Origin of the sequence: Intrasporangium flavum, from assembly GCF_001956915.1 — a bacterium.
Lineage (GTDB): Bacteria > Actinomycetota > Actinomycetes > Actinomycetales > Dermatophilaceae > Monashia > Monashia flava.
The window spans coordinates 56,908-78,320 of the sequence record NZ_MLJO01000028.1 but is presented as its reverse complement, the minus strand read 5'-3'; the positions used below and the strand labels follow the sequence as shown (position 1 = coordinate 78,320).

At 70.6% G+C, this 21,413-nt stretch carries 24 protein-coding genes; 15 read left to right on the top strand and 9 right to left on the bottom strand.

From position 1 onward, the window contains the following. Positions 1–143 precede the first annotated feature (143 nt). A complete protein-coding gene (locus BIV28_RS20155) occupies positions 144–587 on the top strand; it encodes a GNAT family N-acetyltransferase (protein ID WP_207556109.1) in 444 nt (147 codons plus the stop codon). Here BIV28_RS20155 and BIV28_RS18750 read toward each other — a convergent pair. Then, entirely contained in the window at positions 487–1,590 is a 1,104-nt protein-coding gene (locus BIV28_RS18750; protein WP_207556108.1) for an Lrp/AsnC family transcriptional regulator, read from the bottom strand. The genes BIV28_RS20155 and BIV28_RS18750 overlap by 101 nt on opposite strands. A gap of 88 nt (positions 1,591–1,678) precedes the next feature. On the opposite strand from BIV28_RS18750, the gene argE reads away from it, so the two are divergent. From argE to BIV28_RS18730, 4 genes are all read left to right on the top strand, one after another. Further along, a complete protein-coding gene (argE, locus tag BIV28_RS18745; protein ID WP_076264043.1) occupies positions 1,679–2,917 on the top strand; it encodes an acetylornithine deacetylase in 1,239 nt (412 codons plus the stop codon). 26 nt (positions 2,918–2,943) lie between these two features. After that, on the top strand, positions 2,944–4,230 hold the full coding sequence (locus BIV28_RS18740) for an MFS transporter (protein WP_076264042.1): 1,287 nt from the start codon (positions 2,944–2,946) through the stop codon (positions 4,228–4,230). Between the two features lie 115 nt (positions 4,231–4,345). Continuing rightward, a complete protein-coding gene (locus BIV28_RS18735; RefSeq protein ID WP_076264041.1) occupies positions 4,346–5,101 on the top strand; it encodes a peptidoglycan-binding protein in 756 nt (251 codons plus the stop codon). A gap of 151 nt (positions 5,102–5,252) precedes the next feature. Further along, positions 5,253–7,589, top strand: a complete 2,337-nt coding sequence (locus BIV28_RS18730; protein WP_076264040.1) for a hypothetical protein — start codon at positions 5,253–5,255, stop codon at positions 7,587–7,589. Positions 7,590–7,593: 4 nt separating this feature from the next. Here the strand turns inward: BIV28_RS18730 and BIV28_RS18725 are convergent, their stop codons facing one another. The 4 genes from BIV28_RS18725 to BIV28_RS18710 form a co-directional block, all read right to left on the bottom strand. After that, entirely contained in the window at positions 7,594–8,337 is a 744-nt protein-coding gene (locus BIV28_RS18725; protein WP_076264039.1) for a hypothetical protein, read from the bottom strand. A 301-nt stretch (positions 8,338–8,638) separates the two neighbouring features. Beyond that, positions 8,639–8,875, bottom strand: coding sequence for a hypothetical protein (locus BIV28_RS18720; RefSeq protein WP_076264038.1), 237 nt, complete (start codon positions 8,873–8,875; stop codon positions 8,639–8,641). A gap of 70 nt (positions 8,876–8,945) precedes the next feature. Continuing rightward, entirely contained in the window at positions 8,946–9,251 is a 306-nt protein-coding gene (locus BIV28_RS18715) for a hypothetical protein (protein WP_076264037.1), read from the bottom strand. Further along, complete coding sequence (locus BIV28_RS18710; protein ID WP_207556107.1) at positions 9,248–9,562, bottom strand: MerR family transcriptional regulator; 315 nt, start codon at positions 9,560–9,562, stop codon at positions 9,248–9,250. The genes BIV28_RS18715 and BIV28_RS18710 overlap by 4 nt, the downstream gene beginning before the upstream one ends. A gap of 154 nt (positions 9,563–9,716) precedes the next feature. On the opposite strand from BIV28_RS18710, the gene BIV28_RS18705 reads away from it, so the two are divergent. From BIV28_RS18705 to BIV28_RS18695, 3 genes are all read left to right on the top strand, one after another. After that, entirely contained in the window at positions 9,717–10,148 is a 432-nt protein-coding gene (locus BIV28_RS18705) for an Hsp20/alpha crystallin family protein (RefSeq protein WP_076264066.1), read from the top strand. A 23-nt stretch (positions 10,149–10,171) separates the two neighbouring features. Then, positions 10,172–10,480, top strand: a complete 309-nt coding sequence (locus BIV28_RS18700; protein WP_076264036.1) for a hypothetical protein — start codon at positions 10,172–10,174, stop codon at positions 10,478–10,480. A gap of 271 nt (positions 10,481–10,751) precedes the next feature. After that, positions 10,752–11,084, top strand: a complete 333-nt coding sequence (locus tag BIV28_RS18695; protein WP_076264035.1) for a J domain-containing protein — start codon at positions 10,752–10,754, stop codon at positions 11,082–11,084. 19 nt (positions 11,085–11,103) lie between these two features. Here the strand turns inward: BIV28_RS18695 and BIV28_RS18690 are convergent, their stop codons facing one another. Together BIV28_RS18690 and BIV28_RS18685 are read right to left on the bottom strand one after the other, a co-directional pair. Then, entirely contained in the window at positions 11,104–11,613 is a 510-nt protein-coding gene (locus BIV28_RS18690) for a LysR substrate-binding domain-containing protein (protein WP_242653137.1), read from the bottom strand. A 112-nt stretch (positions 11,614–11,725) separates the two neighbouring features. After that, positions 11,726–12,478, bottom strand: coding sequence for an IclR family transcriptional regulator (locus tag BIV28_RS18685; protein WP_083707509.1), 753 nt, complete (start codon positions 12,476–12,478; stop codon positions 11,726–11,728). 153 nt (positions 12,479–12,631) lie between these two features. Between BIV28_RS18685 and BIV28_RS18680 the strand changes: the two genes are divergently transcribed. From BIV28_RS18680 to BIV28_RS18660, 5 genes are all read left to right on the top strand, one after another. After that, on the top strand, positions 12,632–13,153 hold the full coding sequence (locus BIV28_RS18680; protein ID WP_083707508.1) for a tripartite tricarboxylate transporter TctB family protein: 522 nt from the start codon (positions 12,632–12,634) through the stop codon (positions 13,151–13,153). 3 nt (positions 13,154–13,156) lie between these two features. Continuing rightward, entirely contained in the window at positions 13,157–14,659 is a 1,503-nt protein-coding gene (locus tag BIV28_RS18675; RefSeq protein WP_076264034.1) for a tripartite tricarboxylate transporter permease, read from the top strand. Between the two features lie 95 nt (positions 14,660–14,754). Beyond that, on the top strand, positions 14,755–15,756 hold the full coding sequence (locus tag BIV28_RS18670; RefSeq protein ID WP_076264033.1) for a Bug family tripartite tricarboxylate transporter substrate binding protein: 1,002 nt from the start codon (positions 14,755–14,757) through the stop codon (positions 15,754–15,756). An 11-nt stretch (positions 15,757–15,767) separates the two neighbouring features. Beyond that, on the top strand, positions 15,768–16,403 hold the full coding sequence (locus BIV28_RS18665) for an RraA family protein (RefSeq protein ID WP_076264032.1): 636 nt from the start codon (positions 15,768–15,770) through the stop codon (positions 16,401–16,403). A 24-nt stretch (positions 16,404–16,427) separates the two neighbouring features. After that, positions 16,428–17,237 carry an NAD(P)-binding domain-containing protein gene (locus tag BIV28_RS18660; RefSeq protein ID WP_076264031.1) on the top strand — a complete coding sequence of 270 codons (810 nt, stop codon included), beginning with the start codon at positions 16,428–16,430 and terminating at the stop codon, positions 17,235–17,237. A 41-nt stretch (positions 17,238–17,278) separates the two neighbouring features. Here BIV28_RS18660 and BIV28_RS18655 read toward each other — a convergent pair whose 3' ends face one another. Then, complete coding sequence (locus BIV28_RS18655) at positions 17,279–17,857, bottom strand: DUF1269 domain-containing protein (protein WP_076264030.1); 579 nt, start codon at positions 17,855–17,857, stop codon at positions 17,279–17,281. Between the two features lie 641 nt (positions 17,858–18,498). Between BIV28_RS18655 and BIV28_RS18650 the strand changes: the two genes are divergently transcribed. Both BIV28_RS18650 and BIV28_RS18645 read left to right on the top strand, forming a co-directional pair. After that, positions 18,499–18,843 (top strand): hypothetical protein, encoded by a 345-nt coding sequence (locus BIV28_RS18650; RefSeq protein ID WP_076264029.1) that lies wholly within the window; start codon positions 18,499–18,501, stop codon positions 18,841–18,843. 127 nt (positions 18,844–18,970) lie between these two features. Next, a complete protein-coding gene (locus BIV28_RS18645; RefSeq protein ID WP_076264028.1) occupies positions 18,971–19,207 on the top strand; it encodes a hypothetical protein in 237 nt (78 codons plus the stop codon). A gap of 670 nt (positions 19,208–19,877) precedes the next feature. Here the strand turns inward: BIV28_RS18645 and BIV28_RS18635 are convergent. Continuing rightward, on the bottom strand, positions 19,878–20,498 hold the full coding sequence (locus BIV28_RS18635) for a hypothetical protein (protein ID WP_207556105.1): 621 nt from the start codon (positions 20,496–20,498) through the stop codon (positions 19,878–19,880). Positions 20,499–21,413: the final 915 nt, after the last annotated feature.

The window sequence follows — 21,413 nt, the reverse complement described above, 5'->3', positions numbered from 1 at the left end:
CGGCCGGATCTCGTCAACGCAACGCGAGGACAGGGCTCGCGACCATCGCCCCGCCCTCGGTGGCGCGGCCGGCACACGCTGGCCGCGAGGGGACCTCGTGTGCGATCCGGCTGCGCCGCCTCACGCCCACGGATGCGCCCCACATGACCGACCTGCTCCGACGGATGTCCCCGGACTCGCGGTACCTGCGCTACTTCCGGCCGGTGCGCTCCTTCACCCCGGCAGACGCCGCGCGCTTCGTCGCGGTCAGCCACCACCGCCGCGGGGTGGGCGGCCAGCTGGTCCACGAGCTGGCCCGCCGTGCCGCCGACGCGGGCATCACCCATCTCACCGCGACCGTCCTGGCCGAGAACTGGGCGGTGCTCGGGCTGATCCGGCGCTCGGGGTGGGAGGTCACGACCACCCCGGACGGTCCCTACGCCGACATCGTCGTCCACCTGCCGCCGGAGCTCGTGGGCGCCACCGACCCCGGCGCCGCGCCGTGCCTCACGTCGCCGGCGTCGGACCTGCCGGGTCGGCCCAGATGTCCAGCGGCACGGCGCGGACGCTTCGGCCGTCGGCTCCCAGCTCCCGCCCCATACGCTTGATCGACCGCAGCACCATCGACCGGTCGAGGATCGACATGCGGGGCACCTCCGCGGCCAGGCTGGCCTCGACGGCGGACAGCTCGTGCAGGGAGTGCGTCGTGAGGGCCAGCATGAGGTTGGGCTGGCCGCCGGAGATCCGCCAGCACACCCGGATGCCGGGCAGCCGGCGCAGCGCCATTGCGACGCTGTCGACGTCGCCGGCGTCGGCGTAGGCCCACAGCCAGCTGATCACCGGCCAGCCGGAGTCGGGCAGGGCCATGTCGCAGCGCAGGACCACCCGCCCGTTGGTGATGAGGCCGGCGAGGCGCCGGCGAACGGTGCTCTCGCTCAAGCCGGTTCGCGCCGCGATGGTCGCCACCGGCATCCGCCCGTCCTCACCGAGCAGCAGCGTGACCTGCCGGTCGACGGCGTCGAACGGGCGCGCGAGGTCGGCCTGCTCGGAGGTGAGCCCGTCGACGCGCGGGTGCGGCGCTCGCATCATGACCGCGCGCTGGCGGGCGTCGAGCACGTGCAGCTGCCAGTGGTCGCCCATCGAGTACACCTTCGTCACGGCGTGGCTGCTCGTGGCGACGACGCCGGGGATCGAGCCGAGCGACTCGAGCAGGAACCGCGACAGGAACGCGAGGTCGCGCACCTCGACGAGCACCGTCAGCGACCGGGGGCCGCTCGTGTGCTCGACGCTGAGCACGTGCGGCAGCTCGGTGACGCGGGCGGCGATGGACAGCGTCTCGGAGGCGGCGCAGCTGAGCTCCACCACGGCCAGGCACGACTCGGGCTGCCCCTGCCCCGCCGCCCGGCCCGACACCCAGGCGATGCCCGCCGAGCTGAGCCGCTGCCACCGCCGGGCCACCGTGACCGGGTCGAGGTCGAGCGCCTCCCCGACCAGCGTCCACGAGGCGCGCGGGCTCAGCTGGAGGCAGTTGACGATGGCAAGGTCCACCTCGTCGACGCGTATGGCGGAATCCTGCGTGATCTCAGCACGCGTCGCGCGATCCTGCGTCACTGCGCCTCTCCTCGGCATGGCTGCCATTCTCGGCCCACCGCAGCGAAACCACCAAGACGCCGCTGACCCCGACCGACGGAGCCGACCCTTGACGCCTCACACCGCCGACGCGCTCGCCGCGTCCCCGACGGACGCGTCCACGGACGCTGCCCTCACCCGCACCCCCACCCTGGAGTGGGTCGACCGGCTGCTGCGCCTCGACACGACGAGCCGCGACAGCAACCTCGAGCTCATCGGGCTGATCGCCGACGAGGTGCGGGCGCACGGCGTCGAGCCGGTGCTCATCCCGAACGCGGAGGGCACCAAGGCCAACCTGCTCGCCACGTTCCCGGCGGCGGACGGGTCGACGACCGGCGGGATCGTGCTGTCGGGTCACACCGACGTCGTGCCGGTCGACGGGCAGGACTGGGCCAGCGACCCGTTCGTGCCCGTGGTGCGCGACGGCCGCCTCTACGGGCGTGGCACGTGCGACATGAAGGGCTTCGTCGGCGCGGTCGTCGCGCAGGTGCCGCAGCTGGCCGCGACGCCGCTGAGCGAGCCCGTGCACCTGGCCTTCTCCTACGACGAGGAGGTCGGCTGCGTCGGCGCCGTCTCCCTCGTCGACGAGATGGTCCGCCGAGGGCTGGCGCCGAGGGCGTGCATCGTCGGCGAGCCGACGAGCATGCGCGTGATCCGCGGGCACAAGGCGCTGACGATGCTGCAGGTCACCTTCCACGGCGTCGCCGCCCATTCGTCACGAACTCCTTTCGGCGTCAACGCGATCGAGTACGCGGCGCACCTGATCCGCTTCGTCCGCGAGGTCGCCGACGAGTTCCGCGTCGACGGGCCGTTCGACGAGCACTACGACGTCCCCTTCACCACCGCCACCGTCAACCAGGTCGAGGGCGGCATCGCCGTCAACACCGTGCCGGCCGAGTGCACCCTGACGTTCGAGTTCCGCGCGGTCGCCGCCGTCGACGTCGACGCCACGGTCGCGAGGTTCCGCGCCGAGGCCGCCCGCATCGAGGGGCTGATGCGGCAGGAGAACCCGGACGCCCGCGTCGAGGTGTCCATCGGCGCGCAGGCCCCGGGCCTGGAGACCGACGCCGACGCCGAGGTCATCGAGCTCGTCGGCCGGCTCGGCGGCCTGCCCTCGCAGGAGAAGGTGGCCTACGGCACCGAGGCGGGCCTCTTCCACCGCGCCGGCATACCGACCGTCGTCTGCGGGCCCGGCGACATCGCCCAGGCCCACGCCTCCGACGAGTACGTCGAGCTCGAGCAGATCGAGCGCTGCGACGCCTTCCTCGACACCCTGCTGACCCACCTCCGCGCGGACCAGCGCGCCTGACCGCTCGTCCTCACCCAAGGAGCACCATGACCGTCCTCACCGACATCCCAGCGGACGTGACGCCCGAGCGTCTCGCCCAAGCGCGCAAGGCCGTGATCAGCAGCTCCATCGGCGCTGCCCTCGAGTGGTTCGACATCATCGTCTACGCCTCGTTCGCCGTCGTCATCGCCGAGAACTTCTTCCCCGAGGGCGACGCGACGCTCGGCCTCATCCTCACCTTCGCGACCTTCGCCATCTCCTACCTGGTCCGACCCCTGGGCGGCATGCTCATCGGCGGGTACGGCGACCGGCACGGGCGCAAGAAGGCGCTGACCCTGACGCTGCTGCTCATGATGGTCGGCACGCTGCTCATGGCGGCCGCCCCGACGCACGCCATGGTCGGCGCCTGGGCGGGCGTCATCATCCTCGTGTCGCGGCTCGTGCAGGGCTTCTCCGCCGGCGGCGAGTTCGGCTCTGCCACCACGTTCCTCGTCGAGACCGCGCCGCACCGCAAGGCGTACTACGCCTCGTGGCAGGTGGCGGCCCAGGGCATCTCGATGTTCCTCGCCTCGGCGTTCGGCTACGTCCTGTTCAACCAGCTGTCCAAGGCCGACCTCTACGGCTGGGGCTGGCGCATCCCGTTCGTCCTCGGCTGCCTCATCGGCCCGGTCGGTCTCTACATCCGCGCTCGCCTGTCCGAGACGCAGGAGTTCACCGAGGGCACCGCCCACGAGACCCCGATCCGGGCCACCCTGACCGAGCACCTCGGACGCGTCCTGACCGGCTCGGCGTGCGTCGGCGTCGCGACGATCTCGGTCTACCTCATCCTCTTCATGCCGACCTACGCGGTGAAGAACCTCGGCGTCCCGGCGAGCGCGGCCTACCTCGGTGGTGTCGTGGCCGGCATCGTCACGATGGTCGGCGTCCCGCTCGTGGGTCACCTCGCCGACCGCGTCGGCCCGGCGAAGGTGATGGTCTGGGCGGCCGTGGGCGCGCTCGTGCTCGCGTGGCCGCTGTTCGCGGTGGTCATCGCCTCGCCCAGCGTGCCGGTGCTCGTGGTCGCCATCGGCGTGCTCGGCGTCATCATGGCCTTCTACTTCGGGCCGCTGCCGGCGCTGCTCACCGTCCTGTTCCCGCGGAACGTGCGCGCCACCGGCGTCTCGGTCGCCTACAACGTCGGCGTCACCGTGATGGGCGGCATCGCCCCGCTCGTGCTGACGTGGCTCATCAGCCTGACCGGCTCCCTGAGCGCGCCGAGCTTCTACTACATGGCGGTCGCCGTCGTGTCCCTCGTCGGCCTCGGCATCGCCCGACGCCGCTACCAGGTCGGCTGAGGCGGGGCCGCCACGTCACCGACTGCGACGGCGGGCGCGTTCCGGGACAAACCGGACTGGGTAAAGGGTCGGCAGCGTCACGCCAGTGACGGCCTGCCGAGAACGGAGACCCGGGATGAGTGACAACAAGCCTGTCGGCCTGTCGGCCGAGGAGCTCGCTGCCGAGAGCACCACCGCGCTTCCCGACAAGGAGGTCGTCTCGATCCTCGACCTCAACGCCGACATCGACCTGGCCATCGACGCGGCGGCCCCGATCGACCTGGCCGTCGCCGCGAACGCGAACGTGGCGGCGCCGATCGACGCGGCGGTCGGCGCCAACGTCCTCTCGGTCGACTCGAGCGCCCAGGCGCTCAGCGACCAGGGCGTGCTCATCGACCAGGGACTCGACACCGACGCCACCGCGCACGCCACGCAGGACAGCGGGATCGACCAGGGGAACGACGTGGTCGACTCCGGTGCCCCGGCGCCGGCCGACGCGTCGACGGGCACCGCCACCGACGCGCCGTCCACGGCCCCGGCGGACGGTGTCGGCGATGCGGTGGGAGGCGCGACCGGGTCCACTGACGCCGGTGGCGCTGCTGGCGCCGTGGGCGACACCGCAGGCGGCGTCACCAGTGGCGACATGCTCGACGGCAACCTGCTCAACGTCGACGTCAACGTCGACGCCGACGCCGACGTCGCGGCGCCCATCAACGGCGCCGTGGCCGCGAACGCCAACGTGGCCGCCCCCATCGACGCCGCGGTGGCCGCCAACGTCGGCTCCGTGGGCAGCGACGCGGTCGCGGTCTCGCAGCAGGACGCGATCATCAACCAGGACATCACCGGTTCTGCTGAGGCCACCTCGGACCAGTCCTCCGACATCAAGCAGTAGCCGGCCCGTGACGGTCCTCTCCGGCCGGACAGGACGCGACGACGACATGGAGTCGCCGTCGCGTCCTGTGCTGCCCGCGCCCGGTGCGCCCACGGCTGAGGCGCCGGAGGGTGAGGCGTCTGAGGGTGCAGCGCGGGGCGCGCGTGCACCCGTGCGGGCGGAGGGCGTCGAGCTGATCGGCGAGATGGCCGGCTCCGGCTACCGCGTGCCACCGGCACTCGCCCGTCGGGCTGACGGGCAGACGTTCCAGCTCACGCCGCTGCTCTACCTGGTCCTGACGACGGTCGACGGCCGCCGGTCCTTCGACGAGGTGGCCGAGCACGTCAGTGCGGTGCAGGGCCGCACGGTCACCGGCGACAACGTGCGCACCCTCGTGGACGAACAGCTGCGCCCGCTCGGGCTGCTCGCCCGGGAGGACGGCTCGCAGCCCGAGCTGAAGAAGTCGAACCCGCTGCTCGCGCTCCGGTTCAAGTACGCCGTGACCGACCCCGAGCGAACCCGACGCTGGACCGCACCGTTCGCACGGCTCTTCCACCCGGTTCTCGTGGCCCTCGTGGTGGCCGTGTTCTTGGCGGTCAGCTGGTGGGTGCTGTTCCACGAGGGCCTTGCGTCCGCGACCTACCAGGCGTTCGACCAGCCGGGCCTCCTGCTGGTCGTCGTGCTGGTCACCGTGCTCTCGGCCGGCTTCCACGAGTTCGGGCACGCCGCGGCCGCCCGACGCGGCGGGGCCACGCCGGGCGTGATGGGCGCGGGCATCTACCTGGTCTGGCCGGCCTTCTACACCGACGTCACCGACTCCTACCGGCTCGGCCGAGGCGGGAGGGTCCGCACCGATCTCGGTGGCCTCTACTTCAACGCGATGGTTGCCGTGGCCACGGCCGGCGTCTGGTGGCTGACGCGGTGGGACGCGCTGCTGCTCGTGGTGGCGACGCAGATCCTGCAGATGGTGCGCCAGCTGACGCCGCTCGTCCGGTTCGACGGCTACCACGTGCTCGCCGACGTCACCGGCGTGCCCGACCTCTTCCACCGGATCAGGCCGACCCTGCTCGGCGTCCTTCCCTGGCGGTGGAAGGATCCCGAGTCGCGGGTGCTCAAGCCCTGGGCGCGGGTGGTCGTGACGCTGTGGGTGCTCGTCGTGGTGCCGGTCCTGATGTTCTCGATCTTCACCATGGTCATCGCCCTGCCGCGCGTTCTGGGCACGGCGTGGCGCAGCCTTGGCGCACAGTCCCACGCGCTGACCGACGCGTGGGCCCACACCGACGTCCTCGCGATCGGCGCGCGATGCGTCGCGATCCTCGCGGTCGTCTTCCCGATCCTGGCGACGGCCGTGCTGCTCGTCCGCCTCGTGCGCGGGCTCGTGACCGCGGCCCTGCGCCGCACCCGGGGCGCCCCGGTGAAGCGCGGGGCCACCGGCGTCGTGGCCCTGGCCCTCGTGGCCGGCCTCGTGCTCGCCTGGTGGCCGCGAGAGGGGAGCTACCGCCCGGTGCAGCCCTATGAGGGCGGCACCCTGGTGCAGGCCGCCGGGGCGATCCCGGCGCCCGCCGCCCTGCGGCGGTCCCCGGCAGGCCTGACGCAGGGTGCCAGCGGGACGGTGCTCGCAGGCTGGGGCAAGAGCGACCCGCGTCCGACGCGTGAGAAGCCGCAGCTGGCCGTCGTGCTGGTGCCCCGAGGCGTCGACTCCGGTTCGGCGGCGAACCCCGAGCCGACGCCGTCGGCCGCGGGCTGGGTCTTCCCCTTCGACAAGCCGCTCGCTCCCGGCCCCGGGGACAACCAGGCGCTGGCCGTCAACACCACCGACGGCACGATCCAGTACGACGTCGCGTTCGCGCTGGTGTGGATCGACGACGATTCGCCGGCGCTCAACACCAACGAGGCCTACGCCTTCTCCAGCTGCGACAACTGCGCCGCGGTCGCGATCGGGTTCCAGATCGTCCTCGTCACCGGTGACAACCACGTGGCCGTCCCGCAGAACCTCTCCGGCGCGGTCAACGTCGACTGCGTCAACTGCCTGTCCTACGCGCTCGCCTCGCAGCTCTTCCTCACGCTCGACGGTCCCCTCAGCGACGAGGGCAAGCAGCAGATCGCCGCCGTCTGGAAGGAGATCGCCGCGTTCGGGGCGCACATCACCGAGGTGCCGCTGTCCGAGATCAGCGACCGGCTCGAGGTCTACAAGCAGCAGATCGTGCAGATCATCGAGAAGGAGCAGGGGCCGCTCGTGCCCGGCGAGTCGACGTCCGTCGACGGTGGGACGTCGTCGACGCCGAGCACGTCGCCGACGCCGGTGGCCACCGACCCGAGCAGCGTCTCCCCGGCCCCGGCCCCGGACCCGACGGGCGCCGGGACCGGTGACGAGCCGACGCCGTCCACGCCGGCACCCACGACGAGCGAGGGCACGGACGGCACCGGTTCCGACGAGCCGGCGTCCACGCCGAGCGCCGACGGCGCCGTCGCGACTCCCGAAAATGGTGCCACGACGACCAGCCCGTGACGGCTCAGCGCGTGCGGGCGGGGGGCGACGTCGTCGACTCCAGCACCACCGGGGTCGGCGACGTCGGCGCAGGCCGGCCCGGATCGGTGATGTAGGCGTCGACCCTTCCGGGTGACGGAGTCAGCACCCGCGTGCGGGCGAACTCCAGGACCGTGGCGGCATCGGGCCCACGCACGTACAACGTCAGGTCGTCGCCCTCGAGGAACGGGCCGTGCACGCTGACACCCGCCGCACTGCCCGTTGCTGCAGCTTGCTGCAGGGCCTGCGGCAGAGCCCGCCACCACACCACCACCGGTCCGCTCGAGTCGGACGTGACGAGGACGAGGCGCGCCTCCACGAGGTCGGTGCCTGCCGGCCCGGGTCGGTAGCGGGGTGCTGCCGACATGCCCTCCGACGTGATGGTCCACGTGTCGCCCTGGCAGACGCCGGTTCTCCGCGCGACCACGGATCCCTGCACGTCGCGGGCCACCAGCTGGCTCTGGTCGCACTCGTAGCTGCCCGCCGGCCATCCCGACATGGCGTGCCACGCGAGCACGCTCAGGTCCGCCCCGCCGGGTGAGGGCGCGAAGTCGGCCCGCTCGATGAGCAGCGGGCGCCCGCTCTCGTTCTGCACGTCCAGGTACGGATACGGCTCCTGCAGCGCGTGGAAGAGCAGGACGTGCAACGCGATGTAGCCGGCGAAGGCCACGCCGATCACGATGACGGCAACGCGCAGCGCCTTGTCGACGGCGGCCTGGCTCCGGACCATCGCACCCCCTGTTCCTGACGGTCAGGCTAGGAGCGGCGCGCCTGCAGGTCTTCGGACTCTCCACACCGTTCAGCAATCGTGACCCGGCGGCCGAGCGTGAAACGGCGCCGGGCCCGCGGCTGGGCCCACCGCGCAGGCGCCTGCCCGGGCGTCGATCCGGAGCGGTCCGGTCGCTGGACGCACCGCGAAGCCATGCCTGAGCGCGACGAGCAGTTCGCGCGGCACGCCCAACGGCGACGGTGCAGCGGTACTGGAACGCGGTGCCGACCGGGATGTCGATGGACGCACCCGCGGTGTGCGCTCAGGCTCGGTCGCGTAGTGCGAGCCGGCGTCGCCGCAGCTCGTCCCTGATCGCGCGCTCGCGAGCAGATGCTCCGTCCGCGGGTGTGTCGGCCGCGCGGCTGTGCCGCTCGTCAGGCCCGTGGGCCGGTTCGGTCAGGTCGTCTTCGAGCGCGGCGAGCGCGAGGACAAGCTCTCGGATGCTCATCGATCCAAGCGCCCCCTGATCGGCCGGGGGCTTCTGGACGGTGACGGTCATCGTCGACGTCTCCTTCAGGGAGTGGGGCGGTCGGTGAAGTGGGGTGAAGTGGGTGCGGGCAGGAGCTCGGCTACCGGGAGCCGCCCAGGTCGGGTGCGTAGTCCTCGTCGTCAGGTGCGGTGGCCGAGACCGGGAACTGCTGTTCCAGCCAGTCCGCCTCGTCGACGAGTCCGGCCGGCCCGGACGCCTCGGGATCCCAGACCAAGGTGGAGGCGCCCGGAGCCGGTGGAGGGCCGTCCGAGGGGTCGGCTGTCGGATCGGCAAGGGTCAGCTGCTCGAGCCGGTCGGACTCGGGGACCGGCTCGATGGCATCGACGAGGTGGGGGTCCATGACGTGCTCGATGTGGTTGGTACGTCGGATCCGGTTGTCAGTCATGGCTTTTCCTCCTTCTCCGTCAGCGTCTCGTGCTCCGAGCGGAGCTGGCTGTTCTCGTCCTGCAGGGGGATCACCATGGCGATCCCGGCGAGGTTGAGCCCGGCGTCGAGCAGGACGCCGATGCGCCGGAGCCGGGCGATGTCGTCGGCGCTGTACCGGCGGGTGCCTCCGGCCGTGCGTTCCGGCGTCAACAGCCCGCGTGCCTCGTAGGCGCGCAGGTTCTGGACCCCGGTACCCGCGAGCTCCGCCGCGACGGAGATCCCGTACACACCGCGGGCCGGGTCCGGTGCTGCAGCACCCACGACATCCACGCCCTGACGTCCTTTCGCCGACTCATCTGAATGACCCCTTGCATCAGCATCCCACGGGTGCTATATCAAATCTATAGCGCACACCACAGGTCCTTTTCGGATCTGTGGCCCACACGGAGCATCCGAGAGAACAGGAGTGATGGAGGTGGACACGATGCTGATGCGCACCGACCCGTTCCGTGACCTGGACCGGCTCACCCAGCAGGTCTTCGGCAGCAACGGCACCCTCGCCCGACCGTCGGTGATGCCGATGGACGCCTGGCGCGACGGGGACACCTTCCACGTCGAGTTCGACCTGCCCGGGGTCGACCCGGGCTCGATCGACCTCGATGTCGAACGCAACGTCGTCACCGTCAAGGCCGAGCGACCGGCCCGAGCCAGCGATGCCGAGCTGATCGCAGCCGAGCGACCGCGCGGGATCTTCAGCCGCCAGCTGATCCTCGGCGACAACCTGGACACCGAGAAGATCAGCGCCAGCTACGACGCCGGTGTGCTCACACTGCAGATCCCGGTCGCCGAACAGGCCAAGCCGCGCAAGATCGCCGTCGCGACCAAGGGCGAGGACCGGCGGGCCATCAACGCCTGACCCGGTGAGCGAGAGGACCGGTCATGCCCACCGCACCCCTCACCGGTGACCGCGACGCGCAGACGGTCGACGAGCAGTTCTACGACCTCATCTGCGCCGACGCGGACCTGGTCGCGGCCGAGTTCGAGGCGATCATCGCCGCGGAATGGCCTGAGCCGCCGGCCCGACGGCCCCGACGTCGCGACGCCGGCGGGCGTCGGGGCAGCGACCGAGCCCGCCGACCAGCCAGCGGTTCGCCCCGCCCCGGTCCAGCACGGGACGGCGGGGTCGACCGCTCGGCGCGGGAGCGCGGCCCCCCGCCCGGCAGCCGCAGACCCACCGAGAACCACTGAGAACTATTGAGAACCAACGGGACCCAACCAAGACGGACGATGACAGGGGAGGCAGGTGATCGGCACACGTGAACCAATCCGCACGAGGTGATCGCTCGCCCCGCCGGCACATCCGAACCGAGAGCGTCTGACGCACGGAGCGCGGCGCGCGCCTGAACGGCACCCTTTCGGCGGGCCGGTCGAACTCATCTCGCACCGTGGCCCCGGCCGTGCACTTGGCCGGGGCCACGACATCGCCGCCACCCTGATCCCGCCCACGATCGAACGGACCATGCCCGCACCGGAGCCCGAGCTCTACGCCACCCTGGGGCTGTCACCGACCGCCACCCAGGCCCAGATCAGCCGTGCCTACCGTGTCCTGCTCCGGCGGCACCACCCGGACACCCGAGACCCGGGTGACGAGCACGGACGCGTGGCGTCCGACACGGCCCTGCAACAGGTGCTCGCCGCCTATGCGGTGCTGCACGACCCCGTCCGCCGAGCTGCATACGACCAGCAGTCCCGTGCGTCACGCCCGGTGCCACGGCAACGACGGGGCAACGACCGCGTGGTCGGGCGGCCACCGATCATCGCCGGCCCGGTCCGCTGGCATGCCGCTCCCTGACGCGCCTCTGCACATCGTTTCAGTCCTGGTTCTGGGAGGACGCTCGCGTGTTCGCGACCGAGCGGAAGACCGCCGTCGCCTCGCGCGCAGCAGCGCTGAGCCTCCGACCGGCCAGGTGTGCCAGCAGGATTCGGCGGTTCGGTGCCTTCTCCAGCGGCACGGCGACGACGTCCGGGCGTAGCGCGCTGAGCGCGAGGTGAGGCGCCAGGGCGATCCCGATGCCGGCCGCGACCATCCCCTGGGTCTCCTGGTAGTCGTTCGCCGCGAAGGCCACCTCGGGCTCGAATCCTGCACTGCGGCAGACGCGTCGCAGGACGTCGGCCACGGGGTGCTCGTCACGCACGATCCACATCTGGTCCTCGAGCGCTGCCACCGGGACGGCATCCGCGCCGGCGAAGGGATGGTCGCGCGGCAGCAACAGCAGCGTCGGGTCGCTCATGAGGGTGGCTGTCGCGAGCTCCGGGTCCCTGATCGGCTGCCACGGGTAGTCCCAGAGCATGGTCAGCTCGCGGCGGCGGTCCCCATGCACGGACGCCGTAGCGGCGCACGAGCGATCGCTGGTGTCCTGCCCGTGGCGTCGGGCAGGCCGAAGGGCCGGACCAGGAGTCCGGCCCGTTGGGCGACGTCCCGTCGCGTGGGCCTCAGAGCCGGCGGCTCAGGGCCTGTGCGGCGTTGCGCACGGTGGCGGAGAAGGCGGCCAGGCGCTCGGGCGGGAAGCCGATCTCGTTACCCGCCACCTGGATCGCTGCCACGGTCCGGCCCTCCGAGTCGGTGATGGGGGCGGCGACGGAGCGGGTCCCCAGGACCCGCTCGCTGTCGGATGCCGCGTACCCCTTCGCCATGACGGAGTCGAGCTCCTCGCGGAGCTGTTCGGCGGTGACTTCCTGCCCTGCGGCCGTCTGGAAGGGTGTCACGACGTCGATGAGGTGCTCTCGTTCCTGCGGGTCGAGGGCGGCCGCGAGCACCTTGCCCGCGCCGAGGTGGAGGGGCAGGCGCTCACCGACGGGCAGCTCGTACCGCAGCGGGTTGGACCCTTCGACGCGGGCGATGATCGCGCGATGCAGTCCGGTGCGGACGAAGACGGAGGAGGCGAGGCCGGTCTCGCTCGCGAGGTCCTGCAGCACCGGCCTCGCGGCGGCGACCAGCGGGCTGGTGGTGAGGTAGGCGTGGGCGCCGAACAGGAGGGCGACGCCGGCCCGGTAGTGGGTGCCGTCGTGCTCGACCCGGCCGCGCGCCTGGAGCGCGTTGAGGATGCGCAAGGCGGTCGCGACGTGCAACCCGGACTCCCGCGCGATCTCGGTGAGGCGCATGCCCCGGGGAGCGGCCTCGAGGACCTCGAGGACGTCGATGGCCCGGTCGAGGGAGCGCATCGGGTTGGGCGGCGAGGTCGGCATCGTCCACGGCTCCGTTCGGTGAGGGGGTCCAGAGTGTCACACAGTGAGACTCTTTCGCGAATTCGGCTCAGCCCCTTGACCCTGAGCCAGCATGCGGACACTCTTGCGTGCAGCAAGTGAGACACAGTTTCACACAATGAAAGTTGAGATTCAATGGAGACTCTCGCGACAGCCGACCCGGCCGCGGAGCAGGCCTCGCCGCCGATGCAGCGCCCCGCGGGGACGTGGGCCGTCCAAGCGGTCCTGACCGCGGTCGGCCTCTACGTGGCCGCCAGCTCGACCGCCTTGGGGATCTGGTCGCCCGAGGGCCCCGGCCCCGGCTTCTTCCCCCTCGTCCTCGCCTGCGGGCTGGTGCTCCTGAGCATCGCGTGGTTCTTCCAGACGCCCCGCCTCGAGGAGGCCCCGGGCCGGGAGCAGCGCCGGGTGTGGCGTTCCGCGGGCATCACCGTGGCCAGCCTGATCGTCCTCGGCCTCGTGCTGGACCTCATCGGGTTCCAGCTGGCGATGCTCCTGTTCCTGCTCTTCCACCTGCGGTGGATCGGCAAGGTCGGCTGGCTCACCTCGGTGCTCGTCGCCGTGGCCGGCAGCGTCGGAGCCTTCCACCTCTTCAGCGACTTCCTGCTCGTGCCGCTCCCTCTGGCGTCGGTCCCGCCGCTGAGCCTCTGGGGGATCTGAGCCGTGGACGTCCTCAACCAGCTGCTCGGCGGGTTCGCCGCAGCCCTCTCGCCCCAGAACCTGCTCTTCGCGTTCATCGGCTGTCTCGTGGGCACGCTCATCGGCGTGCTGCCCGGCATCGGCCCGGTGGCCGGCGTCGCGCTGCTGATTCCGCTGACCTTCAACCTCGAGCCGGCCAGCGCCATCATCATGCTCGCGGCCATCTTCTACGGCACCGCCTACGGCGGCACCATCACGAGCGTCCTGCTCAACACCCCGGGTGAGGCCGCCTCGGCGATCACGACGATCGACGGCTACGAGATGACCAAGCAGGGCCGGGCCGGCGTCGCCCTGACCATCGCCGCCATCGGCTCCTTCGTCGGGGGCGTCATCGCGACGGTCGGGCTCGTCATCGCGGCCAAGCCACTCGGCTCGCTCGGGCTCAAGGTCGGGCCACCGGAGTTCTTCGCGCTCATGGTCGTGGGCATCTCGCTCCTGGCGGCGCTGGCCGGCAAGAGCATGGTCCGGGCCCTCATCTCCGGGATCATCGGCCTGCTCATCGCCATGATCGGCATCGACCCCGTCGCCGGGGCGCCGCGCTTCACCTTCGGCAGCGACCGGCTCCTGGACGGCGTCAGCTTCGTGGCCGTCATCGTCGGCCTCTTCGGGCTCTCCGAGATCCTCCTGTCGACCGCCGGCAACCGTCCCAACCACCCACAGACACCGGGCATGCGCGGTCTGCTGCCGACCCGGACCGACTTCCGACGCAGCACCCCGTCCATCGTCCGCGGCACCGGCATCGGGTTCGTCCTCGGGCTGATCCCCGGGATGACCGGCTCGGTGTCCTCGCTGCTGTCCTACGGCGCCGAACGCAAGTTCTCCCGCTTCCGGCAGGAGCTCGGACGCGGCGCCATCGAAGGGGTGGCCGGCCCCGAGACCGCGAACAACGCGCACGCCAACGGCGCCCTCATCCCGCTGTTCACCCTCGGCATCCCGGCCTCCCCCACCATCGCCGTGCTCATGGGCGCCTTCCTCCAGCAGGGCCTGACGCCAGGACCGACGCTGTTCACCGAGCACGCCGACATCGCCTGGGCCATCATCGCCAGCCTCTTCGTCGGCAACGTCATCCTGCTCATCCTCAACGTGCCGCTGGTTCGGGTCTGGACCGCGATCCTGCGGATCCCCCAGAAGATCCTGACCGCGCTGATCCTGCTCTTCCTCGTCATCGGGTCCTACACGATCAACTACAGCGTCTTCGACGTCTTCGTCATGGTCGGCTTCGGCGTCCTCGGTGTGGTGATGCGCCGGTTCGACATCCCGCTCGCCCCGCTCGTGCTGACGCTCGTGCTCGGGCCGCTGATGGAGCGTTCGCTGCGCGAGTCGCTCGACATCTCCCAGGGCGACTTCTCGATCTTCGTGACCCGCCCGATCACGGTCGTGCTGCTCGTCATCGGGCTCGTCATCGCCGCGAGCCCGCTGCTGCGCCTGCGCAAGCCGGCGGGCCTCGACGAGGACCCCGAGACCTGATGGCCGGCCGCTCTGGTCCGTCCAACGGCACACCCATCACCTCCGCATCACGCAACCACCGCACCACCTCACCTCACGCTGTCAAAGGAGACACCATGCGTCGCCGTACCGTGCTGACCACGACCCTCGCCGTGGCCCTGGCCACCTCGCTGGCTGCCTGCAGCCAAACCGCCCAGGGCGGCACGAACAGTGCCGACAGCTGGCCCCGCAAGGGCAAGCCCATCGACCTCGTCGTCTCGTTCGCGCCCGGTGGGGCGGTCGACACCGCAGCGCGTCTGGTGGCGCCCATCCTCGAGAAGGAGCTCGGCACCAACGTCGAGGTCGTCAACAAGCCCGGGGCCGGCGGCCAGATCGGCTACACCGCCCTGACCAGCTCCAAGCCCGACGGCTACACCATCGGCGCCACCGGCTCCCCGTCCGTCGTCGTCTCCCCCCTCGACCCGGCTCGCGGCGCCAAGTACACCCGCGCCAGCTTCCAGCCCCTCGGCATGCAGGTCATCGACCCCGCCGTCATCGGCGTCGCACCCGACAGCCCGTTCAACAGCGTCAAGGACCTCGTCGAGGCCGCCAAGGCCCAGCCCGGCACGATCACGGTCAGCACCACCGGCCTGCAGACCGGTGAGCACTTCGCCGCCGCCGACCTCGAGGCCAAGAGCGGCGCGAAGTTCGCCCTGGTCCACTTCTCCGACGGCTCCTCCCAGGCTGTCGCCGCCTTCCTCGGTGGCCACGTCCAGGTCTACGTCGGCAGCGCCAGCGACGTGACCGACCTCGTCAAGCAGAAGAAGATCAAGATGCTCGGGGTCATGGCCGACCAGCGCAGCCAGTTCCTCCCTGACGTGCCGACCTTCAAGGAGCAGGGCTACGACGTCCTGTCCGCCACCGCACGGGGCTACTCGGCCCCCGCCGGCCTCCCGGCCGGGGTCAAGGCCAAGCTCGAGGCCGCCCTGAAGAAGGCCATCGAAGACCCGGGCGTCAAGCAGCGCATGACCAATCTGGGCCTGCAGACGAACTACCTCGACGCCGCTGCCTACCAGCAGTTCTGGGCCGACCAGGAGACGACCATCAAGGCCGTCCTGCCGCAGGTCATGAAGAAGTAAGGCCAGACACCATGCACGAGAACGTCACGATCCACACCCCCGACGCCGACTTCCCCCGCCCACCGCGTGAGGTCGTCCAGGCGCTCGCCGACCTTCCCGTCGCCAACATCGGCGACGCGATGGACCGTCTTGGGCTGCTCGACTCCCGCATCCAGAGCATCTGGCCGGGGGGGAGGCTCGCCGGACCCGCCCTGACCGTCTGGACCCGCGCCGGCGACAACGCCGCCATCCACGAGGCCATTCGGATCGCCCGGCCCGGCGACGTCATCGTCGTCAACGGGCAGGGCGACGAGACCCGGGCCCTGCTCGGCGACCTCATCGGGGCCCGGGCCCTGGCAGCCGGCATCGCCGGCTTCGTCCTGGACGGCGCCGCCCGCGACGCCGACACCCTCGGCGAGATCCGCATGCCGGTCTTCGCGCGGGCGTGCACCCCCGCCGGCCCGTACAAGTACGGCCCGGGCCGCGTCGGCGTCACCATCGCCGTGGGCGGCGTCGCGGTCAACCCGGGCGACGTCATCGTCGGCGACGGGGACGGGCTCGCCGTCATCGCCCGCGAGGAGGCGGCCCGGATCGCCCGGGCTGCGCAGGAGGTCTTCGACGAGGAGGCCCGGCGCCGAACGGCCATCACGGCCCCGGTTGCCGGCTGAACCACGACACGGCAAGGACTCTTGATGAAATGCACTGTGATCGGTCTCGGTGAGGCCGGAATCCGTTACGCCACAGCCTTGGTCGAGCTGGGCCACGACGTCATCGGCACCGACCCCGCAGCCACGGAACCACCGCACGGAGTGGCGCTGGTGGCGACGATCGAGGAAGCCGTCTCGAACGCCGACGTCGTGCTGGTCATGACCAGCGCCAGCGTCGCGCCGACGATCTGCGACACCGCCGTGCCGCACCTCAAGGCCGGCAGCTGCTACGCCGACTTCACGTCGTCCGCGCCGACTGTCATGGCGCAGCTCGGGGATCGAGTGGCCGCGGCCGGGTCGCTGTTCGCGGACGTCGCCATCCTCGGGCCCGTCGCGTGGCACGGCGCCCGGACGCCACTCATGGTCAGCGGCGTCGGTGGGCCCGGCGTGGCCGAGCTGCTGCGGCCGGCCGGCGCCCCGATCGACGTCCTCGACGAGCCGCCGGGGTCGGCCATGGCGCACAAGCTGCTCCGCAGCGTCTTCATGAAGGGACTCGCCTCTCTCATCGTCGAGGCCGTCGATGCAGGCCGCGCCGCCGGCTACGAGAGCTGGGTCCGCGAGCAGATCAGCGCCCAGCTCGCCGGCGACGGACAGGCCGTCATCGACCGGCTCTTGAACGGCACTCGGACGCACGCCGAACGACGTGCCCACGAGATGCGCGACGCCACCGGCTACCTCATCGACCTCGGCGTCGAGCCGACGATGACGGCGGCCGCGCAGGCCACCCACGAACGGATCAGCACGGCGAACCGGCGAGCGGCCGTCGACGCGTCAGAGGAGGTGCCGGCGCGGTGACGGCGACGGATCCGAGGTTGGGATCTCCGCTCGTTCTCGAGTCAGTCGGACTTCTCCTGGGCCTCCTCGGCTTCCTTCGCCGCGGCCTTGACGTCCTTGGCGACGACATCGTCGATGGCGGTCATGACGATCGAGTCGGCCGTCTCGAGAGCTCGTCGGAGCTCGACGGCGGCAGGGTCGGAGACCAGGGCGACGATGCCGGAGTGCCCGGGCTCGATGGCGGACTCGAGCTCGTCCGCCAGCTCGCGCCGGTGGTGCAGCTGACCCACCTTGCCCGCTGCGGCACCGGCCGCGCCCAGCACGGCCGCGCTCCCGAGGATCGACGGCGGGAAGATGAGCCCCAGGGCCGCGCCACCGACGACGCCCCAGGTGAGGCCGCGACGGGTGGTGTGGTCGGTCGCCCGTTGGACCTCGAGCTTGCCGTCCGTCTCGCGCTTCACCACGATGACGCCCTCGATCTCGACGTGTCGGCCGTCCTCCACCTCCTTGAGGGCGGCGTAGGCCTCCTGCGCGCTGGTCGTGTCCGCGAAGTCTGCGACCAGCAGGGTGTAGGCGCCGTCGGAGACGGCACCGACGACCGTGACCGTGGGCTCTGTGGCCTTGCCCGCATCTTCTGACATGGAGCCTCCTCATCCGGATCGGAAGCGACTGTTGCGATGGCAGTCGCACGGCGTGGCGGTTCGCACGCTCATCCGTGCTTCCGCGCCCGAGGCGTCCTTCGGGCTCTCGCCCTGGTCGACCCGCCGCTGCCTGCATCCTGACTCGCCGGCGGTGGCGCGGAATCGCCCTCCGGGAATGAAGCGACGCCTGCGACGCCTCCGCTGCGTGGGCGCATCGGCCGGCCGGACACAGGCCGGACCCGCCGGTCTCAGGGTTCTTTCAGGGTCGGCCTTCATAGTCGCTGGCGTGAGTTGCTCCCTGTGACTCGGTGACCGGTTATCCCTGCGGTCATCGCGTCGCGGACACCGCCCCCGTTGGTCTAGTTCGGCGACGTGACCAGCGGGGGCGTCTGTCTGCCCGGGTCGGCGCATCGAAGCCCCCGCCGTTTCACGCTGGGCGGCGTCACTGGCGACGCGTGATGATCGACGCGTCCGCGTGCGCTCCGGCGTATGCGCACCGTCGCGTCGCCGCGGTGGACGCGGCACGACGCCGGGACCGTGATACCAGGCTCGGGTGAGCCGCACAGGGCGGTGGTGGGTACGGCCAAATCAGACTGTCGGTACCGGACCCAGGCCGGCCGACCCGATGCACGGAGGCCCTCATGAAGAGACTGCTCATCGTCACCGCCGGCGCGGTTGGATTCCTCCTCGGCTCGCGAGCCGGGCGGGGGCCCTACGAGCAGTTCATGCGCGCGATCGGCCAGCTCAAGGACGACCCCCGCGTGCAGGCCAAGGCACACGAGGGGGCCCAGTTCGTGCGCGAGCAGGCGCCGGTCGTGGCGGACAAGGTGGCCGACGCCGCACGAACCGCGACCGACAAGGTCACCTCGGCCGTCTCGGGGTCCGCCGACGGGGGCGCCGGGGACACCGGGCAGGCGCGCGAGGACCGTGTCGAGGAGGCCGTTCAGTTCCAGAGGGACCACGGACCCAAGGGTCCGCTGCCCTGAGAGCGGGCAACGCGCAAACCGGCTGACGACGCTTGCTCGGCACAGGTGGTGAGCTGTCGCCCGCTGTCCGGCGGGCGACATGCCGGCAGCCGCGTAACCTGACCGGTCGAGCGCGCGTTTGTCGTGCATGGACGATGAGCCGGCGCCTGACGAGGAGAGCGAGCTGCTCGACGCCTGGATAGCGGCGCGCGTGGCCTACGACGAGGTGCTCGAACGGCTCTTCCACCCGACGGCTCGCATGTTGCGACAGCGCCCGGACAAAGAACTGATCGAAGAGGCGTCTCGTGCGCGGGCGCTCGAAGAGGCGGCCAGGCGCAGGTACTACGCGAGCCGTGGGATGAGAGACGACCCCGGCTCCTGGTGAGCCTCTCTTGCACGCCTGGGGCGGTCAGGCCGGCCGCTCAGGGCGGGAGGGAATGACGGCCTGACGTCAGCCGGTAACCAGCGCGACTGGCGGCGGTAGGACGCACCCTCTGAGAGCGCTGCGCGAGCGTCACGGCCCAGCCGATCGCGACCCGAATGACAGCGGTAGTGTCAATTACAGAGCGACCTCAATCGCCGAGCGCGACCAGGCGACGGCGAGGGATCAGGATCTCTTACGCAGGCGGTGGCACCGAGATGGACGGGCTCTTGAACGGGCTTTTCTGGCTGTTGTGGTTCGCTCCGTTCATTCTGTCCACGGCCTTGACGACAGCCGCGGTCCTTCAATGGCGGCACGAGGCGCTTCGCTTGTATGTGCCAGTGCTCGTGTTCGTGGTCGCGCTGACGCTGTGGCCCGCCCTCATCCACGACGTGCTGTTGCCACCCGTGACCGCCAGTGTCGCGGCACTCACGGTCCAAGCTGCGCGTCGAGCGCGATGTGCCCTGCTTACGGCACCCGCCAACGTGGAATGAGTCGACGGCGGCGCGGTGGGCCCGCAGTCTGAGAGCTGTCGGGTCGGGACTGCGTTCTGACACCTGACACGCGGCGAAGTGGGACACCTCCTGCCGAGACCATGTGATGGCCTAGAGGGGACGCACGGGCGGCCATGGTTTCAGGAGATCAAGTCGATCTCGGTCTCCGCGGCAGATCGCAGTAGGCCAGTGATCTCGATGGTTGACGGGTCGGTCATCGCCTGCTGCGTCATCCAGAGCCGCAGCACATCGTCGCGGCGCGCAGTTGCAGTTCTTGCGTACAAATGAACGGCACTCACTGGCATCAGCACCGCCTGCTCCACATGAAAGTCGAAGGCTCGATGCAGGACCAATGCCAGGTAGTCGAACCCACCGGCGTGAAATGGAGAGGTCTGGAGTTGGTCCCGCTTCGGTTGCGCCGATATGGCCCGTGCCTTGACCTGGATCTGGGCACCCTGATGGGCCCCGTCGTGTGGGCCTCGCCCGTCCAGCAAGGTGGCCCCCAGGTCTGCGACTACGTCGAATGCCTTCTCCGACTTGTTGTCGGCGAGAAGTCCCCTCAACGCGCGACAGACCAGCCACTCGGAGTAGTCGCCCAGCGGCTGATTGCGAGAACGGATTACTTCTCGGCTCGAGAGCTCGTCCAAGATGCGCCCATAGAGGGTGAACAGGTCGGCCAGGCTGGCGCCAGTCAAGACAGGCTGCGCCCACGGGTCGCCTCCGCGAACACCCAGCCCTGGTGAACTTGATGCGTCAGCCATCTCTGTAGCCTCCCACGGTCACCAAATTGCCCGCCCAACTCGCGGCGGAGTGACGCAACAGCCAGTTGTGCGACTACCGTATGAGTACTCCAACGAGTCGGCTAAGCCGGTACACGTCCGCGACCAATCCAATTACGGCGAGGGACGCTCCAACCAGCGCCACTCGGGGTCCCGTCCCGCCTCGGCGTCCAGCCGTCGTCGTTCCAGGACCGTCAGGCACTCGCGGGCGAGCCTCAACTCTTCTAGCCCCGATTGACCTGAGCCTCGAAGGTCGCGAACCGCGATTACCGTGTGATTCAAGGACTCCGTGGCGATGCTCAATGAGTACGCAATGCGATGAAAGGTCGACCGCCGACTGAGAATCTCGTTCTTCCCATACCTCGTGGCACGGCGGCCGCGAAGGCCGTCGGCATGGCCCCATGTCGCGTCCGGATACCACTCATCGTGCACGATCCTGTTCCGAAAACGGACAGGCGCCGGAGCGGCACTAGACACTGAAGGGCTACCTGTTCGCTCTCGCGGTGGAGCGGCGACGCCCTGGCGCTCCACGACCAGCGCTTTGGACCCTTGATGAGGGTCTCGGCCTGATTGATCTGCCCGCCCATCGTCGAGTCCTCCATCAAGAAGTACACGAACTCAGAGTCGGCGAGGGCGACGGCAAGTTCCTGCAGTGCGATTGTGGCCCAAGCTGAGGCGGCCACGACCCGTCCAATGGCGGATGTCATTTCTGGCCAGCCTGCTTGCCCGTCCTGGGCTGTCAGCTCATAACCCTCATCCATCTGGACAGCGTTACGCCTGAGCTAGGGCATCCGGCGATTCGACACGCTTCAGCGTTCGCCACATGCAATCGGACGACGCTCCGGAGCCAGACGGCGCCGACGCAGTCGCTGAGGGGGTCTCTGCCGACCGGTCCTA